The 17,282-nt window shown below is 58.5% G+C and carries 14 protein-coding genes; 6 read left to right on the top strand and 8 right to left on the bottom strand.

The window, feature by feature from the left end; all coding sequences use genetic code 11:
* Nucleotides 1–12 precede the first annotated feature (12 nt).
* Together AABO57_09305 and AABO57_09300 are read right to left on the bottom strand one after the other, a co-directional pair.
* Nucleotides 13–3,453 (bottom strand): FtsX-like permease family protein, encoded by a 3,441-nt coding sequence (locus AABO57_09305; protein ID MEK6285922.1) that lies wholly within the window; start codon nucleotides 3,451–3,453, stop codon nucleotides 13–15.
* Nucleotides 3,453–4,061 (bottom strand): ABC transporter ATP-binding protein, encoded by a 609-nt coding sequence (locus AABO57_09300; GenBank protein ID MEK6285921.1) that lies wholly within the window; start codon nucleotides 4,059–4,061, stop codon nucleotides 3,453–3,455. Before AABO57_09300 ends, AABO57_09305 begins: the two co-directional genes overlap by 1 nt.
* A 389-nt stretch (nucleotides 4,062–4,450) precedes the next feature.
* On the opposite strand from AABO57_09300, the gene AABO57_09295 reads away from it, so the two are divergent.
* The gene (locus AABO57_09295; protein MEK6285920.1) at nucleotides 4,451–4,762 is read left to right on the top strand and encodes a hypothetical protein; all 312 of its coding nucleotides are present in this window, start codon (nucleotides 4,451–4,453) and stop codon (nucleotides 4,760–4,762) included.
* A 238-nt stretch (nucleotides 4,763–5,000) separates the two neighbouring features.
* Here the strand turns inward: AABO57_09295 and AABO57_09290 are convergent, their stop codons facing one another.
* Nucleotides 5,001–6,065 carry a PQQ-binding-like beta-propeller repeat protein gene (locus AABO57_09290; protein MEK6285919.1) on the bottom strand — a complete coding sequence of 355 codons (1,065 nt, stop codon included), beginning with the start codon at nucleotides 6,063–6,065 and terminating at the stop codon, nucleotides 5,001–5,003.
* Between the two features lie 305 nt (nucleotides 6,066–6,370).
* On the opposite strand from AABO57_09290, the gene AABO57_09285 reads away from it, so the two are divergent.
* Nucleotides 6,371–6,685 (top strand): transcriptional regulator, encoded by a 315-nt coding sequence (locus AABO57_09285; GenBank protein ID MEK6285918.1) that lies wholly within the window; start codon nucleotides 6,371–6,373, stop codon nucleotides 6,683–6,685.
* Nucleotides 6,678–6,950 (top strand): helix-turn-helix domain-containing protein, encoded by a 273-nt coding sequence (locus tag AABO57_09280; GenBank protein ID MEK6285917.1) that lies wholly within the window; start codon nucleotides 6,678–6,680, stop codon nucleotides 6,948–6,950. The genes AABO57_09285 and AABO57_09280 overlap by 8 nt, the downstream gene beginning before the upstream one ends.
* 17 nt (nucleotides 6,951–6,967) lie before the next feature.
* Here AABO57_09280 and AABO57_09275 read toward each other — a convergent pair whose 3' ends face one another.
* The 5 genes from AABO57_09275 to AABO57_09255 form a co-directional block, all read right to left on the bottom strand.
* Nucleotides 6,968–8,407: an aldehyde dehydrogenase family protein gene (locus AABO57_09275; protein MEK6285916.1), complete on the bottom strand. Its 1,440-nt coding sequence runs from the start codon at nucleotides 8,405–8,407 to the stop codon at nucleotides 6,968–6,970.
* Between the two features lie 69 nt (nucleotides 8,408–8,476).
* A complete protein-coding gene (locus AABO57_09270) occupies nucleotides 8,477–9,583 on the bottom strand; it encodes a hypothetical protein (protein ID MEK6285915.1) in 1,107 nt (368 codons plus the stop codon).
* Between the two features lie 118 nt (nucleotides 9,584–9,701).
* A complete protein-coding gene (locus AABO57_09265; GenBank protein ID MEK6285914.1) occupies nucleotides 9,702–10,214 on the bottom strand; it encodes a hypothetical protein in 513 nt (170 codons plus the stop codon).
* Between the two features lie 59 nt (nucleotides 10,215–10,273).
* Complete coding sequence (locus AABO57_09260; protein ID MEK6285913.1) at nucleotides 10,274–11,680, bottom strand: glycosyltransferase family 4 protein; 1,407 nt, start codon at nucleotides 11,678–11,680, stop codon at nucleotides 10,274–10,276.
* Nucleotides 11,681–11,689: 9 nt separating this feature from the next.
* Nucleotides 11,690–12,781, bottom strand: coding sequence for a hypothetical protein (locus AABO57_09255; protein ID MEK6285912.1), 1,092 nt, complete (start codon nucleotides 12,779–12,781; stop codon nucleotides 11,690–11,692).
* Nucleotides 12,782–13,068: 287 nt separating this feature from the next.
* Between AABO57_09255 and AABO57_09250 the strand changes: the two genes are divergently transcribed.
* The 3 genes from AABO57_09250 (at nucleotide 13,069) to AABO57_09240 (ending at nucleotide 16,926) form a co-directional block, all read left to right on the top strand.
* Nucleotides 13,069–13,260: a hypothetical protein gene (locus AABO57_09250; GenBank protein ID MEK6285911.1), complete on the top strand. Its 192-nt coding sequence runs from the start codon at nucleotides 13,069–13,071 to the stop codon at nucleotides 13,258–13,260.
* A gap of 69 nt (nucleotides 13,261–13,329) precedes the next feature.
* The gene (locus tag AABO57_09245; GenBank protein ID MEK6285910.1) at nucleotides 13,330–15,309 is read left to right on the top strand and encodes a response regulator; all 1,980 of its coding nucleotides are present in this window, start codon (nucleotides 13,330–13,332) and stop codon (nucleotides 15,307–15,309) included.
* Nucleotides 15,310–15,420: 111 nt separating this feature from the next.
* Nucleotides 15,421–16,926 carry a sigma-54 dependent transcriptional regulator gene (locus AABO57_09240; GenBank protein MEK6285909.1) on the top strand — a complete coding sequence of 502 codons (1,506 nt, stop codon included), beginning with the start codon at nucleotides 15,421–15,423 and terminating at the stop codon, nucleotides 16,924–16,926.
* Nucleotides 16,927–17,282 lie beyond the last annotated feature (356 nt).

The following is a 17,282-nucleotide window of genomic DNA, read 5'->3' as shown; positions in this document are numbered from 1 at the left end:
CGAGGTCTCAATCTACTCCGAGCGCAGCGCGGGGAGCAACGGCGTCCGCAGCGCGGCTATCGTGGCCACCAGCGACGCAAACAGTCCGGTTACGAACACGCTCAGCAACAACCACATCGAAAGAGCGGGAAGGTGACCGCCTCTTGAAACGAAAGCCGGTCCGATGGCGACCAGCGCGCTTAGCGATCCCGTCACCAGACCGCAGCTAACAAGAAACGCGTTCTCGGTGATCACCATCAGCGCGAAGTGTCCCGAGTTGTAACCGATCGCCTTGAGCAGCGCAAGTTCGCGTCTTCTCTCCAGCACGTTTCTAAGCAACACGGTTGCAAGCCCCAATGTTCCCAGCACCAGCCCAAGCCCGCCCAACGTCTGAAACGTCGACAGGTACGTGTTCTCTACTCGATGAAAACTCGCAAGCCGTTCCGAAGTCGGCATTGCGTCGAAACCAAAATCCGCCAACTGCTCCTCCAAAACGCCGGCTGCCACGGAAGAGGCTTCGGGAGCCACATCCAGCAGAAAAAAGCGGTAGCCGCCGCGATCCGGAAACAACCGCAGGAAGTTCGCCTCCGACATCAACAGCTCTCCCTGGAATATGCTGTCGGCCAGCGCCGCCACCAATCGCAGCCGCGCCGGCTCGCCATTCGCCCGGCTCACGACTATCTCTTCTCCGAGTTTGCGATGAAGCACGTAAGTCATCGAGTTGGCATCGGCGATGATCGGGATCGCGCCATCGGGCAGCTCGCGATTCAGCAGCAACCACGGATTTTCCTTTTCTTCTTTCGTCTCGGCCGACGATTCCTGAAACGAGAAGCGGCCGCTTTGAACAAAGTCGTCGCCGGGCGCAACGATCCTTGGGTTGCGCGGCTGATAGAGGTTCAGGCAGCTCGTGTCGTCGCCGGGCCGAACTCTGAAACGGGTGAAGCTCACGTTCTGGGGTTCGAATCCTTTCTGAGCTGCGATGTTCAACGCCTCTCTGCCGCCGGGTGTGTTCGGGTCGTGATAGAGAGGCAGCAGCGACTCGGCCAGTAGCGGGAACCCTCCATTGCCCGACTTCCTGTCCAGCGCCGCGTCTCGGTTATCGCGCTTGAAGGCATCCACCGCGACGATGATGAACGCCGCCGATGCGATCAGCGCAATGCAAAGAATGCTACGGCCCGGACGGTAGGTTGCGTTTCTGAAGCCGAGCCTTGAAACCGGCCACCAGCCGTTGCCCTTGATCGGGTTCCTGACCCTCCGCCGCAGCCAGCCATACTCGAAGCACAACATCGCGGCGAGTAGCGCGGTTCCCGCGCCGAAGAATCCCGCCGTCTTTCCGATCCGGTCCAGCGAGGCCGCGATCAGCAACACCGCTCCCGCTAAGGCTAAGGCGATCGAGAGCAGTTGCGCAGAAGGAAACGCACGCGCGCGCGCGGAGCCTGCCGGCTCGCGTTGAGTCGCCGCATCCAAGCTGCCGGTGAGCAGACTTCGCGGCGATGAACGCTGAAGCGTTCTCAGAGTCCACACTACGCACGACAACGCAATGACGATTCCGCCGGCGCCGCCCAGCAGCAGCGACAACGCAGAAATGTGCAGGCTCAGCCTAGTCGTGCCAACGGCGCCTACCCACCAGGTGCGCAAACCGTAGATCATCAGTTCGCCGTAGCCAACTGCGCCGATGACCCCAAGAATGCTTCCCGCTGTTGCGAGCACCAATCCTTCGCGAAGAAAAAGCGAACGCACTACGGCCGCCGGGAAGCCGACCGCTCGAAGCGTTCCGATCTCGCGCAGTCGTTGCTCGATGCCAAGCTTGAAGAACAGACTCGCAAGCAGCAGCGCGCCGGCGACTAAAAAGAAGCTGAAGTAGACGAAGTACTCTCCAAAGTCCGTTGCCCCCCGCGACGCTTGCAAACCCTCGAGCCTCACCGGGCTGATCGAAAAACCGTTCTCGGTTGGATCAAGCGCAGCGTGCAGACTTTGCTTGAGGGAGTCAAGATGCGATTGCGGGTCCGCGCCCGGAGACGTGATCATTCGCAGCGACGTCAGCTTTCCGTAGCGCGACTGCCATAGCTGCTGACCTGCTTCCAACGGGATGAACGCCTTGGGAGTTGTGCGGTATTTGTGCCAGTAGTCTTCGTCGCGCGGCCGCACGCGCTTGAGATCCACGGGGAAAGGCGGGTCCCAGTCGCCAATGTTTTGGGTCGCGGTGATCCCGGGATAATCCGGAACATAATCGCGATCCGCGGCTTGACCCGTCAGAGGCACAACGCCCGCGAGCATGAACGGAGCAGTGTGAGTCGAGAGCTGGCCGTCATCTTTCCAGAGGTAGTATTCAAGCGTCACCACGTCGCCCAGCCGCGCATCGAGATCGTTTGCCGCCCACGAATTCAAAAGAATCGGCGGTATCGTTTTCTGAGTATCCGCAAGGGGGTCTAGAGGCTCATGGCTTCGCGCCTCCGCGCGCTTCAATGCTTCAAGACTCTCGCTGTCGATCGCGGTCATCAGCGAATAAGGAACTTCTCGATCGCCTATGCGGAGAGAGTTTGCGAGATAGCTGAGGATTGGCGACACCCGCATTCCCGCCCGCGCGGCCGCGTCTTGCGCGCTTGAATAAAGCGTATCGCTGATAATAGCGCTGTCGCTTTCGAGCGCGATGCCGCGTTGCTCGTCGAGCACCCGCAGCTTTATCCCAAGGTCTTCAAGAATGAAGGTTTCCTTTAATACCTCTGCCATCAGCGAAGGCCTGGCGGTTTCCTGGTCACCGGTTCCTGACGGCTTCTCGTCAAGCAGAATTATGTTGACCTTGCCGGGTTGCTCGAGGTCTTTCTGCAATCGCGCGAGCGGCACGAAGACTGCTCGCACCGGGCCCTGGCTTGGCCGAAGTGAGAACTCACCCAGATTGGACGCAGCAAGCGCCTCGCGAGCCGTCAGCCGAATCGTGCGGCCAAGGTCGTCCTTCTTGCCGTGCAGCGATCCGGCGGGAATGGCTGAGGGTTTCTCTATTCGCAGAAGAACAGTCTGTCCGGGTTCGCTGCCCAGCTCGCTCGCCAGGTCCGGGCTCAGCAAGACTTCGCGCTCGGTCAGCGGCGTCACGTTGCTGTCGCGTTCGTGAAACTTCCAGAAGCGATCGTCCACGCCATAGACCTGAACCCTTGAAGCGCGCCGGCCGCTCCTCTCGTCGATCACCAGACCGTTCAGCACGATCAGCGGACACGCGCCGCTGAAGGCTCCGGCGAATCTGGAATCAGCTTGGATCTCGTCAGCAAGCTTCTCTCTGAAAAAACTCGTCGCTCCGATGACCTCGCCGGTGTTGCCGAGTCTTTGTACGAACAGGTCGCGCAGGCTGCCGCGCACCGAGTCGCCTACCAGCAAAGCCCCGGACAGGACGGCCACCGCGGTTGCGACTCCTAGCACGACGGCGAGATTGCTGCGCCAGAAGTAGATGAGATTTCGAGAGAGGAGAGTGGAGAGTCGCATCACGCTTGCCTGATAGTCTGCCCGGCCATTTCGTAACGAATGGGAAACCTCGCGGCGAGCTCCGCGCTGTGAGTGACCACGACGAGAATAGTCTTCTGCCGCGCGTGCAGTTCCAAGAGCAGGGACGCTACTGTCTCGGCGGACTGAAAATCCAGGTTGCCAGTGGGCTCATCACACAACAGCAACACGGGCTCATTGATGAGCGCTCGCGCCAGAGCTACGCGCTGCTTCTCCCCACCCGACAACTCGGCTGGGCGATGATCGAGCCGCTCATTAAGACCCACTTGATCCAGCAGCATTCGTGCGCGTTCGGTGCGGTCGGTGTTCGATCGCGAAACAAGAGTCGGAGTGAGGACATTCTCCAGCACCGAACACTGCGGCAGCAGACAATGATCCTGAAAGACAAAGCCTACCTTCTCGTTCCTAAAAGCCGCGAGCGCTTTCTCATCAAGCTCGAAGGGATTGGCGCCGTCGAGAGTGACGCTGCCCGAGCTGGGAGTATCCAGCGCGCCGAGTATGTGCAGCAGAGTGCTCTTGCCGCTGCCCGACGGACCCATGATCGCGACCGCATCCCCGCGTGAGAGATGGAACGAGATTCCACATAGCACCGGGAGCGGCCCTCGGGGTGTTGGGTAGTTTTTTTTTAGGTTGATGACTTGAAGCAAAACAATCCCTGGTTAGTCAAAGGCAGCAGGCTTTCCGTACGCTCACCCATCAGGCTCAAAACCTTGCGCTACCGGCTCTCTGGACAACCGCCCTTTCGCAGCTCCTTCTGCCGCCTCGGCGAGCAATCATCGCAACTTGGTTCGAAAGGATAAGAGCGCACCTCGACGTCAGTTGGCGTTAGAAAAACCGCGCGGACCTTTTTCGGCGGTGTCTCAAAAGGAAGAATCCGAAAAACGAACTTGATCACTTGTCGACGCTGAACACCTCCGTCCCGCACGGGTTCGAACGTCCACAGGCGTGCAGCCGCTTCAGACAACTGGCGTAGGAGCGGATGCCCAAACAGAGTTTCGACGTTGGTTACCTTACCATCTTGATCAAGGGTCACTACAACTGCCACCCGCCCTTGTACACAGGCAGCCCGCGCGAGTGGAGGATACGCAGGAACATTTGTAGATGCGACACGGGGTTCGTCGAGCCTCTGTGCTCGGCACCGAGGGAGATGACCAGCGCTGCCGAACACGAAGCCAGCGACTACGACGCAAAGCGCTATTCGAAAGACATTGTTCTGCATAACCCGTTCATCGCCTGCGTTCCGCAAATCATCTCTATTAATGGCACGCCGAGACGATTTGATCTCGGCTAACGCCAAAATACCCATTCCACGCCCTCAGAAATTCTATCCGGTGTTCAATCACCAGAGATTGTAGCTTACGGAGTTCGCGCGCGTTAAATCCAAGTTGCGAGCCAGGCCCAGGGGACTCACCCAAAGCTTTGCCGAGCCAGAATCACAGATCTACATGAATATTTGGCGGCTCGTTGGCCTCATGGCTGTAGAAACAAAACCGATACGGTCCTGGTCTTATCATGTCGGCATACGCGCTCTAATTGCACAGCCGGTAGAGATGCGTGCGGCTTCGAACGAAGATCGAGCCCGCCGACACAGCCATCGACGCCAGCGTTTCCCCATCCAGTTCGTTCTTCGCGAGTACTTTGAATTCCTTCCCGGGCGCTATCACTACCGACTCGCCCTCTTCGCTGAGAAAGTAGATCCGTCCGTCGGCGTAAATCGGAGAAGCCGAATGATTGCCGCCTACGCGCGCCTTCCAATGCTCTTTTCCAGTAGCCGCATCCAGACAAGTTGCGATGCCGTTGTCAGTGATCACGTATAGCTCCTCGCCAACCAGAAGCGGAGACGGCGTCAGCGGCGCGCCTCGCTTGAGAGTCCACGCGATCTGCTTCTTGGTTACGTCGCCGCGGCCGTCCACCCGAACCGCCAGTAGAGACGGTTCCTGAAATCCGGTGCAGATGAAAACCAATCCGTTTCCATACACCGGCCGAGGGACATTCGAGAACCCGTCGCCGTACTTCACCTGCCAGATCTCTTTTCCGGTGCGCGGTTCATAAGCAACCGCACGAAACGAGCCCGGGCTGATCACTTGATCGCCTGCCGGAAGCCTCACCACGAGCGGGGTGGTGTAGGCTTGATAGCCCTCGCGCAGTTTCTTCCATTTGGTTTTGCCGGTCAGCTTGTCGAGCGCTGCGACATACTGGACCTCCAGGCCATCGCAGCTAACGATCAGCAGATTGTCATAAAGCACTGGAGAGCCGCCCGGACCATGCTGTCCGTTATCGTATTCGAGCCGCGTTTTCCAAACGATCTCACCAGCTTGAGTGATACAAGCAGTCCCGTGAGCGCCGAAGTGCAGATACACGCGATCGCCTTCGAGCACCGGCGTCGGTGACGCGAGGCTGTTCTTCGGACTCATCGGTCCGAGGTTCTTGAGGCGAAACACTTCGACGTTTTGAGTGATCGCGCCGGTGTTGCGGTCTACACAGATCGCGCGCAATGATCTTCCGTCTTCTGTGGCGGTTGTCAGCCAAATGCGATCTCCAAGTATCGCCGGCGAAGACCATCCCTTTCCGGGAATCGCAATCTTCCACTTCACGTTCTTAGTTTCACTCCATGTTAGAGGAAGTCCACGCTCATCGGAAAGGCCCTGACCTGTAGGTCCCCTGAACTCAGGCCAGTCTTCGACGAGGATTGGGACTGAGAGAAGAAGAATGAGGAGAACTCTCATATTTGTTGAAGTGCCCGAAATCAAAAGGTGACACGAACTGAATCAGCGCTCCGACCATGACGGTCTGCGACTAGCCAGTCTCTCATAATCGTTTGCGTCCAAGGAAGTTCCCTCGGGCTCTGGCCTGAGGACATCAGGCTTGACGGGGTACGGCAAAGCCGTATACTAGTCACGTGTTCAGCTTCATTGAAACGAAGCTCTTCACTCGGCTCGTCCAGGAGTATCTGACCGACGACGAGTACAGCGAGCTTCAATTGTTTCTCGCGTCGAACCCGGAAAGCGGTCCGGTGATTCCGGGCGCGGGCGGAGTGAGGAAGCTCAGATGGCAAGCTCCGGGTCGGGGCAAGCGTGGTGGGTATCGAGTCATCTACTACGTGAAGCGGGCTGACGGCGTGATCTGGATGCTGACCATGTATCCGAAGAACGTAATCGAAAGCATTCCGGCGCACGCGTTACGAAAGATTCGGGAGGAGATTGAAAATGGCTAAGGCCAAGCGAGACATCGGTCGCGAGATACTGCAAGGACTTCGAGAGATCAAACGCGGTCAGCACGGACGCGTCGTCAACATTCCCAGCGTCGCCACCATTCGGGAGAAGACCGGCCTTTCTCAGGAGCGCTTCGCTGCGTTGCTTGGCGTGTCCATCCGAACTTTGCAGGACTGGGAGCAGGGCCGCCGTGCGCCTTCGGGTGCGGCTCGCACATTGCTGCTCATTGCTGAACGAAACCCAAAGGTGCTGCTCGATGTCGCGTGAGTGCTGCCGTCTATCTCTTAAACCGCCACCTTCTCAAGCCTTGACTGAAACGCCCGAGGGCGGAAGAGGAACTCAACGATGTTTCCTTCGTGCGGCTGGAGCCAATCGAGTTGAATCGTCGGCACCGGACCAAGGTTCAACCTGTCAATGTGAGTCGCATTTACCAGTTGGCTTTGAAACTTCTCATCATAAGTGATCGCGCTGCCCACCAGCGTCGATCCGATCCGCTTGAGCATCTCGTCTTGCGGACACCTGACCACGCTCACAAAGGGGAACATGAACTCGGTGTTGGCCAGCGTCCTATCCGGGGCGTCGCAATGGATAACCACCGGTCTCAGATATCCGCAGCGCTCCTTCTCGACTAGCCGCGAGCCAAACTTCGCCGTCACATGTTCGACGCCCGCCTCGTGCAAGCCCGACTCGATGCTCTTCCAGATCGCTTTCGCGGCGCCAGGAACGGTGAACGCGGCGAGGCTCGCTTGGGGGTCTTCGGGCGGCTTGGGCTCGACCGGGCCTATTCGTTCGGCGAGAGCCTCTGCGATTTCCTTCGTGTGACGCGAGGCCCAAACTCCCGAGCAGTTGATGCAGCCGCGGCCGCTATTGAGAAACACACTGTCAACCATCACGTCCAGGTATTTCTCCCAGTCGTCCACCACGTCGTCGCCCAGCAGGATCTTCGTGAACCCCGGTCCATGCACTTGAACGCGAGTGTCGCCGCGGTAGCGTTCAACCGTCGGCGTGCCGCCGAATATCATCGTGCGGTTGGATCGCCTGACGACTTCCGCGCCCATCTCGCCGCCGCCCGGATAGATCGCAATCGCTTCTTTGGGCACGCCTGCTTCGGTAAAAGCTGCGGCCATTCGGTACGGAGTCCACGGTTCTTGAGGGCCGGGCTTGAGCAGCAGCCCGATCTGCATCGGTATCACCGGCAGCCAGAGAGTGTGCACGCCCGGCGAATTCGACGGCAGCACCAGCCCCAACACGGGCGCTTGCGCCTGATAGCTCACCATCACTCCACGAGACTCGATTCCATAGCCGCGAGTCAGGATATTCAGATCCAATCCTCGCGTGAGCGCGTCCAGAATCTTGTCCATATTCGACAGCACGAAGTGATTCTTACTCATGTTGGCCTTGGACATATGCTCAGGCAGGCCGGTGCTCGCCGACTGCTGGCGAGCGAAATCATCAGGTGTTTGCGCGCCGTCGCCCATCGGAAGCGTTCCGTTGAGATAGAGATCCGCAGCCTTTTTCATAATGGCGATCAGGTCCGAGACTGGAATCTCGGTGAGAACCTGCCGGGCTCGCTCTGCAAGTCGCATGTCGCGGGCGAGCAATCCCGTGTTAGCCTGACTGACGCGCGCCAGAGTTTCGCCGCTGATGAAATGGACAACGTCTTCGGTGTCGAGACTGGTGTAGGGCTGCCCCCATCTAAAGATTGGAATATTTAGGACTGCCATCGGTTCCTCACAAGATGAACGCCAAATCTTCAATCGAAAATCGCCAATCGCCAATCGGCAATCGGCAATTCAGTACACTCCAACTGTTGTCTGGCCCGCAAGTTTGCGAAAGGGACGAACTCCGCTCACGCCGTCCCACGGATACTGTTCACAAGGCTTCTCGCGCTCGCCTTCGTCTCTCTCTAAGAATCCCGGAATAAATGTCTCACGAGTCAGAGTAGTCAATCGCACCCGGCCGGTTTCGCCGTAGCCTACGGCCAGATCGCGGTCGTTGAATTCGACTACTTCGATGACTGCGCGAGGCTGCGGCGCGTAGTAGGCGATCTTATAGCCGTCCTCCGGCGTGACCGGCTTCGAGCAAGCCAGCCCCATCAGTGTGTTGCCGTAGGTCGGCGTCAGGTACACGCCCGGGCCAAGCAGTTCTTCCATCGCGAAGCGCGTGTACTGCGGAGTGAATTCGGTTCCGCCCGCAAAGATCCCCGTGATCCCTGACTTTGCAATGCTAGTCCCGCGGTTCTCGAGTTCCTCGGCCAGCGACTCGAGCAGCTTTGGAGTCGTGAACAGGCAGCGTATATCGTGACCGGCCCCGAGAACCGTTATCGCCTGCTCAATCACGTGGGCTTTATATTCGTCGAGCGCTTCGGACTCGCCCCACTTGATCAGCTTGATCACCCAGCGTGGGTCGAGATCTACGCCGAAGCAGATCCCGCCTCGGTATTGACATAAATGTTCTACTGCTAGCCGCAGCCTTCGCGGACCCGAAGGCCCGAGCATCAGCCAGTTGGCGCCTCGTGGAAAATACTCGTCCGGAAGCGTCTCGCTGAACATTTCATAATCGGTGCGGAAGTCTTCGATTTGGAGGCGGCTCTTAGGCACGCCCGTCGTTCCTCCGGTTTCGAACGTGAAGAGAGGCTTGCCAGAAAGTCCCTTCGGCAGCCATCGCCGCACGGGCCCTCCGCGCAACCATTCGTCTTCGAAAGGCGGAAACTTCCTGAGATCCTCGAAGGAGTTGATCTCTTGTCTTGGATCCCAACCGAGCTTCGATGCGAAATCGAGCCAGAAGGGACACCCGGTCTCGGGGTTGAAATGCCACTGGACGATCTCGCGCACGTGGGCATTGAGTTGGATCTTTGCTTCCTCCGCTCTGAGAGATAAGTCTGTTGCAGCAACACTCATTCAGTTGTCTCACTCCTTGGGTCTTGATCCTCGGATGGAGTCTAAGAAGGTCACGAGACCTTCTTTGGAATCCCTGATCCCCTCTAGGTGAACGGACTCTCGTGTGGGACTGGATGTATCATTCACCGAGCGCCTCGTTGACCAACTCTTCAAACGATGGAACCAGATCGCTCGCATATTGCCGCAGGTAGTCCCGCACGCGACTGACATCCGCGCCAACTTTCACAAGCTCGATTACATCCACCAGGTCTCTTCGCCGTTTGGCAGCGAGCTTCATGTAAATCAGCACTTCAATCGGAACGATCGCCAGGCCTTCATTCATAAGAGGATGGTCAAGGACTTCTTCCAGTTGCGGACCGAGCGAGACGGGCGACAGGTAGTCGATGCGCACCCCATCCACTTCGATTGGGACGCCGGCTTTGAAGGCCACGACCGAACCGTGATGCTCAAACGCCTCTTCTCCCACCAGGAAATCCACATCGACAGTGGCTCGAATGTAGCCGTGAGCGCCGACCGCCAATCCCCCAGCCAACGCATGGCGAATGCCAAGATCATTCAACTGAGCGGCGCTCTTGATCGCCGCGTCACGCACGCGCGGCGCAACGAAGCGAAACACCTCTTTCAGGTCCATAAGATCCACATGGCGACGAGGGATTTGAGCATACGACAGGTGCATGGTGGACTGATCCTTCATCCGCGCGCAAGCTCGACGGCCGTCGTGATACCGGCGTCTCGCGCGCGATTCGCCGCCGAGGCATATGCCTCGATCGCACGACGCGCCATGTTCGACACTCCATAATGCTCTCGCACCCCCGCAAAAGCCCTTTGACTCAATTCCGCGGTCAGCGAGGGGCTTTCAATCAACGATAGCAGCCCCAACGCGAGACTCTCGGCGCCGGAGCCGTCTACCAGCAGTCCGCCGCCGGTTCGCTCGATGATCTCCGTGAAGGAACCTCTTCGCGGCTGAACAACCGGCACACCCGCGGCCATCGCCTCGAGCAGCGACATGCCCTTTGGCTCGTCATAAGTCGCTGGCACCGAGAGCGCGTCGAGTCCTTTCAGAAACACGAGCTTCGCTTCGCGATCGAGCACGCCTCGATACTGAAACTCGATACCAAGTCCCCAGTCGTTCATCTGACGCTCGATCCCTCCGAGGTAATCGTGGTGCTCCGGCGCAAGGTAACCGGCGACTTCGAGTCTGATCCGCCGCTCGGGTGTTCGTTGTCTCAGCAGCCGATATGCGTCGCAGAGAACGTGCAGCCCTTTCTCAGGCGCGACCCTGGCGAAATAGCCGACTACGAACTCGCCCGACGCCGAGCGCTCTCTCTTTTCATATCCGTCGAAACTGATTCCCAGCGGCACGACGTGCATCTTGCTTTCGGGAATGCCGAGGTCGCGGCACATAGCCCCGGCGTAGAAATCGCTCACCGCAAGAAAGCCGTCCACAAACTCGACGTTCGAGCGGATCAATTCCAGAGCTTCGCTGCGATAAGGTTCACCGAGACCGTCGATGAAAAGGTCCTCGCCTTGCAACGTGCAAAAGATCGGAAGATTCAACTCTCGTTTTATAGGCCGGGCCAGCGCGATCAAAAGCGAGTTGGGCAGGTTCACTACTTCAGGCCGCGCTTCGGACTTGAGCCAGTCGATCAGCTTGTCGAGTTCCTTGCGCTGATACCCGTCTTCGCCCTTCAACATCGAGATCGTCATCTCGGCAAGAGCGCGCGGATCGACTGCTATCGAGCGCCGGGCAACCATCTTCAGCGCGGCCTCGGAGTCCCACAGCCGGTCGAGCAGCTTCGGCGTGTGTCTGAATATTGGAACGTGTTGTTCGAGATAAACGCTGATCCCGCCAAAGAAGACTCGATGCATGCTGACGTTTTCTTCGTCGGTCAGTGTAGGTGTGTAGATCGGGACAAGCAGAACGTCGTGTCCTTGCTTCAACAGCTCAGCGGCAAGCGCGTTGTCACGGAGACAACTGCCGCAGTACATACCCGCCGCGCCCGCTGTGATGGAAAGGATCTTCATGATTGCCGATTGCCGATTGCCGATTACGAATTGGGGTCGATCCAGATCAACTCCGAAATCGCCAATCGGCAATCGCCAATTTCAGTACACTCCCTCAACGACGCTCGTCTGGAACCGCGAGAACGGCCTGACGTTGCGAACCCCATCCCACGGGTACAGATCGCACGGCGGCTCGCGTTCAGCTTCGTCTCGTTCCAGAAATCTCGGCATGAAGAACTCGCGCGTCAGAGTCGTGAGCCGTACACGGCCGGTCTCCCCGTACTCGACGACTCTGTCCGGCTCGTCCGGGTCAACGACTTCGATCATCGCGCGCGGTGCGGGGGGATAATAGATAACCGCGTAGTTGTCTTCAGGAACACGCGGCTTATGAACCGCCAGCCCCATCAGTGTGTTCCCGTAGGTCGGCGCGAAGTAAACGCCATCCAGCAGTTCTTCCACGGCGTAGCGGTAGAACTGCGGAGTCATTTCGGTCCCTCCGCAAAACACGCCGGTGATGCCAACGCGCTTCAAAGAGACCTTATCGCAAAGCGCTTCAAGCAACTTCGGCGTCGTGAACAAACACCGAATGTTGTCGTGAGCTTTCAACAGCGTGAGCCCCTGATCTATCACGTGCTGTTTGTACTTGTCGGCCATCTCACCCTGACCCCTCTTGATGAGCTTTATGACCCAGCGAGGATCGAGATCCACCATGAAGCAAATGCCGCCGCGGTGCTGAGCGAGGTGCTCGACCGCCAGCCTGAGTCTTCGCGGTCCTGTTGGTCCGAGCATGAGCCAGTCCGAGCCTTGGGGGAACGATTGGTCCGGAAGCGTATCGCTGAACGCTTCGTAGTCTATGCGAAAATCATCGATGTTGATTCGCGACTTGGGCACGCCGGTGCTTCCGCCTGTCTCAAAAGTGTAGATGGGTCGATCGGCATACGCTTTCGGCACCCAGCGTCGAACGGGACCGCCGCGCAGCCATTCATCCTTGAAGCCGCCGAACCTCGCGAGATCGTCGTAGCTGCGAATCTCGCGCCGCGGGTCCCAATCAAGCTGCTTCGCGTATTCCAGCCAGAACGGACAGCCGGTCTCTGGATTGAAGTGCCACTCGACGATCTCACGAACCCAAGAATCCAGCGCGTCGCGTGAGTTTTTCATTCTCGATTCGAGGTCGGTTTCAGCCGTTGATTTCATTTCGATTTGTCCTGAAGACTGGATTCGATTCTTGTCACGGCCGGGCACGCTGTCAAGACGAGCGCGTCGGCAGAGTCCGATCGGGGGTGCAATGAACAGCGGGACTTCAGGTCCGTATCAAGAAAACCTCCAACTTCAGTTGGGACATGGCCCTCCTAACCGGAGGGCGAACCCCCAACTTGAAGTAGGTGGTCTTCCCCAAACAAGTCCAACTTCTAATTGCACCCGTCCATCGAGCGAAGCCGCGCGCTCCGGGTGCGAAGGCTGGCCGCTGAAACGGCGGGTTTGTGCCGGCTGTGGCGCTGACGGCGCAGGCGCGAGCCGAAGACCGAATGAAAGCTCTCGCGGCGGGCTTTCAGATGCACGCGCCCAAGCCGGTAGAGCCTGCCGAATTGCTGACCGTGCTCGGGAGCGTGACCGGACGGCTTCCTGGAAGCACCGGGCCGCTTTCATTCCGTGAGAGTGCGCTTTCAAAATGAAACTGATAAAGTGCTCGCATAGGGACTGAGAATCGAGCGCGCACTGCGAGAGCCAGATCGAGAACCATGATGTCTCAGATCAAAATCGTAAATGTGGAGGATCACGCAAGCAGCAGGGAGGCGACGACCGAGCTGCTCAGGCTCGAGGGCTTTGCCGTCTTTGAGGCTGCGACTGGAAGCGAGGCGCTGAAGGTTGTAGCGGACGTCAAGCCGCAGCTAGTGCTTCTCGACGTGAAGCTTCCCGACATCAGCGGGCACGAGGTCTGCCGCCGCCTGAAAGCGGACCACGCTACTGCTTCGATACCGATTCTTCAGATCTCAGCTTCATATGTGACCGATCAAGACAGAGCTCATGGCTTAGAGAGCGGGGCCGACGGTTATCTAGTCAAGCCAGTGGAACCCGCCGAGTTGATCGCTAACGTCAAAGCACTTCTGCGGATGCGAAACGCGGAAGAGGCGCGACGCGAGACGGAACAGCGCTACCAGCTCTTGTTCGAGAGCAGTTCGTACCCGACCTGGATCTGCGATTTGGAATCCCTCGAGTTTCTGGAGGTCAATCAAGCCGCGGTCAAGCATTACGGATATTCCCGAGAAGAGTTTTTGACGATGACCACCCGGGACATCCGGCCTCCGGAAGACGTTGCCTCAATGGAAGAATATGTCTCCAGGATTGAGGCTGTCCCAAATGCCGTGGAGTGGCGGCACAAGAAAAAGGACGGGACGATCGTAGAGACGGAGGTCATCTGGCACGAACTGTTATACCAGGGGCGGCGCGCCTTGCTGGTCCTGGCCAACGACATCACTGAACGGAAGCGGGCAGAAGCGGAACGCGAGCGGCTATTGAGCCAGGAGCAGCATGCTCGCGAGCAAGCTGAGGCCGCCAGCCGTGCCAAGGACGAGTTTCTCGCAATGGTCTCGCACGAGCTGCGCGCGCCGCTCAACGCGATGCTCGGTTGGGCCCACATCCTGAGGTCGACGCCGGTTGACCAGGCCACGATGACTCATGCGATTGAAATCATCGAACGCAGCGCCCGAACTCAGTCGAGATTAATTGAGGATTTGCTCGACACGGCTCGCATAGTCAGCGGCAAACTCCGGCTTGATATCAAACCAGTGGATCTCACATCGGTCATCGAGAATGCAGTAGAACTTTCACGGCCGGCCGCCGAAGGCAAAGGGATCGACGTTCAGCTCTCCCTCAACGCCTCTAGAGAAGTGATCACCGGCGACGCGGACCGGTTGCAGCAGATCGTCTCAAACCTGCTGTCGAATGCCATTAAGTTCACGCCCCACGGAGGGCGCGTCGAGATGCGTCTCGAGCGGGCCGATCCTCACGTGCGTATTACCGTAAGCGATACAGGAAAGGGCATCAGTCCAGAGTATCTGCCGTTCATCTTCGATCGCTTCCATCAAGCGGACAGCTCGAGCACCCGCCGTAACACCGGTCTTGGCCTTGGTCTGTCACTCGTGCGCTATCTAGTGGAACTGCATGGAGGCGCGGTCAACGCCACGAGCCCCGGTGAAGGGCAGGGGGCGACCTTCACCGTCAACCTGCCGTTGCGCGCGGTTCTCCCGCGATCGCACGACGGAGAGCCGCCGGTGTTCGGAGCGGCCGGGATGTTGAAAGCCCCTTCCCTCTCGGGGGTGTGGGTTCTGGTTGTGGATGATGAGGCTGATGCTCGCGAACTGGTCGCAACGCTACTTCAGCAATGCGGCGCGAGGGTTACCGCGGTGGCTTCTGCCGAGGAAGCTTTGGATGTGCTTGCAGCCGGCGAGACCGGGAGGCAGCCCGATGTGATTGTGTCCGATATCAGCATGCCGGACGCAGACGGGCATGAGCTGATCCGGCGTGTTAGAGAGCTTGCCGCAGAACGTGGCGGGCACATTCCGGCGGTGGCGCTGACAGCTTATGGGCGTTCCGTCGATCGCATCCGCGCACTATCGGCCGGCTTTCAGATGCATATGCCGAAGCCGGTCGAACCCGCAGAACTCGCCACCGTCGTCGCAAGCCTTACGGGCCGCGCCGGCAGGGTAATGAAAGCTCGATGAGTGTTCGCCGGGAGGGTTGGAAAACAATCTTGGAGCCAGCGTGGATCGGTTCCAACTAGTTTCTTACGCGGCGACGATCAAAGATAACCAAACGCTACGAGGTGACTGCTAATGACTAAGACAAGAGTCCTGATAATTGACGATGACCAGAACATGCTCGAGCTCGCGGAGTTTCATCTTCAGGCTCGAGGGTATGAAACGAGGCGCGCCGAAACGGGCGAACAAGGACTGAAGCTGGTCGAGGACAGTTACTTCGCCGTGGTCCTCACGGATCTGCAGCTTCCCGATCTGGGTGGAATCGAAGTCGTCAAGCGGCTCAAGGAGATCTCGCCCGAAACCGAGATCATCATGATTTCCGGGCATGGCTCGGTATCAAAAGCAGTCGAAGCGACCAAGGCCGGCGCGTTCTACTTTGTTGAGAAGCCCGTAGAGTTTGAAGAGCTGATGGTGTTGATCGAAAAGGCGATCGAACGGCGGCAGCAAGCCGAAGAAATCAAACAACTGCGCGGCCGCCTGACCAACCGCGCCTCATACTACAACATCATCGGCAGCAGCAAAGCAATGCAAGACATCTACGAGATGATCGACAGCGTCGCCGAAAGTGACGCCAACATTTTGATCGTTGGAGAATCGGGAACCGGCAAGGAGCTGATCGCCAACGCCATTCACTACAAGAGCAGCCGGGCCAAGAAGCCCTTCGTCAAGATTAATTGCTCGGCTCTGCCCAAGGAGCTGATCGAGTCGGAGTTGTTCGGGCACACCAAAGGGGCGTTCACCGGGGCGGCGATGGATAAGACTGGGCTCATCAGCCGGGCCGATAGCGGAAGTCTTTTGCTCGACGAGATCGCCGAGATGCCCGTTGAGTTGCAGCCCAAGTTGCTGCGAGTCCTCCAGGAGCGAGTTTATTACCGGTTGGGGAGCGAGAAGGCCCAGGAGGCCGACTTCCGGCTCATATCGGCGACCAATTGCAATCCGCACGAGGCGATGCGCGAAGGACGTTTGCGCGAGGATCTTTACTATCGGATCAACACGATCGAGATCCACGTGCCGCCGCTGCGCGACCGTGTCGAGGACATTCAGCACATGGCCGACCACTTTCTAAAGGAAATGGCCGCGAAGTATCAGCGCCCCGTGTGCAAAATGTCACAGGAGTCTTATCAGCGGCTGTTTGAGTATTCGTGGCCTGGCAACGTGCGCGAGCTTCAGCACACCATCGAACGCGCGGTGCTTCTATGCAAGACCGGTACGATAGAACTCGAACCCTTGCCCTACGGGCAGGCGGTGAGAGCGGTGTCGGCAGTGGCCGCGGCCGGCGCGACAAGCGGAAGCGTCTCTACATCGAGAGCCGGACCAACCACTGTAGATCCCATACAACAGCCGGTGGGCCCGAAGGAATTTTCCTTCGAGGAGCTCGGCAGAATAATCGTCGAGAAGGTGCCGGACCCCAAGTCCGGAGGCGAGCCGGTCAACGTGTTCGGCGAGGTCGAACGCGCAATAGTCGGAGCCGCGCTTGACCGCACGGGCGGCAACAAGCAAGCAGCGGCTAACCTTCTCGGCGTTTATCGGCCGCGGCTTTACAGCATGATCAAGAAACACAACCTGTCGAACAACAACTAACGCCGCGGGACCGCGCATCGTGGTCTCAGCGTATTGACAACCCCCGGGCGACCCAGCGTGTAGTGCATTCGCGCAGTCTCCGCCTGCGGCTCTCTTAAGTTGTGCGCCATTGCTCGTACGGTCAGCTCGAGGACCAGACATCCGAAGCCAACGCCTAGAAGCGTAGTCAACCCCCGGCAACAATTGTAAGAATCATTGGCTCAGTCAGCGTCGTTCCTCCCGCTTCTATGTCAGCAATCCTGATGCCGACAGCCGCACAGGTTTCGAGCGGGTTCGTCTGACAATGCCGGCTGCAAGTAGTCACTGTCCGCCGGGACCGAAACAGTGACAACCCGCATGCGCGCACTTTTTTTGTC

The organism is Acidobacteriota bacterium (genome assembly GCA_038040445.1).
In the GTDB taxonomy this organism is placed as follows: Bacteria; Acidobacteriota; Blastocatellia; order UBA7656; family UBA7656; genus Onstottus_A; species Onstottus_A frigus.
The sequence above is the reverse complement of the archived record's forward strand: the minus strand, read 5'-3'. Positions and strand labels throughout refer to the sequence as shown.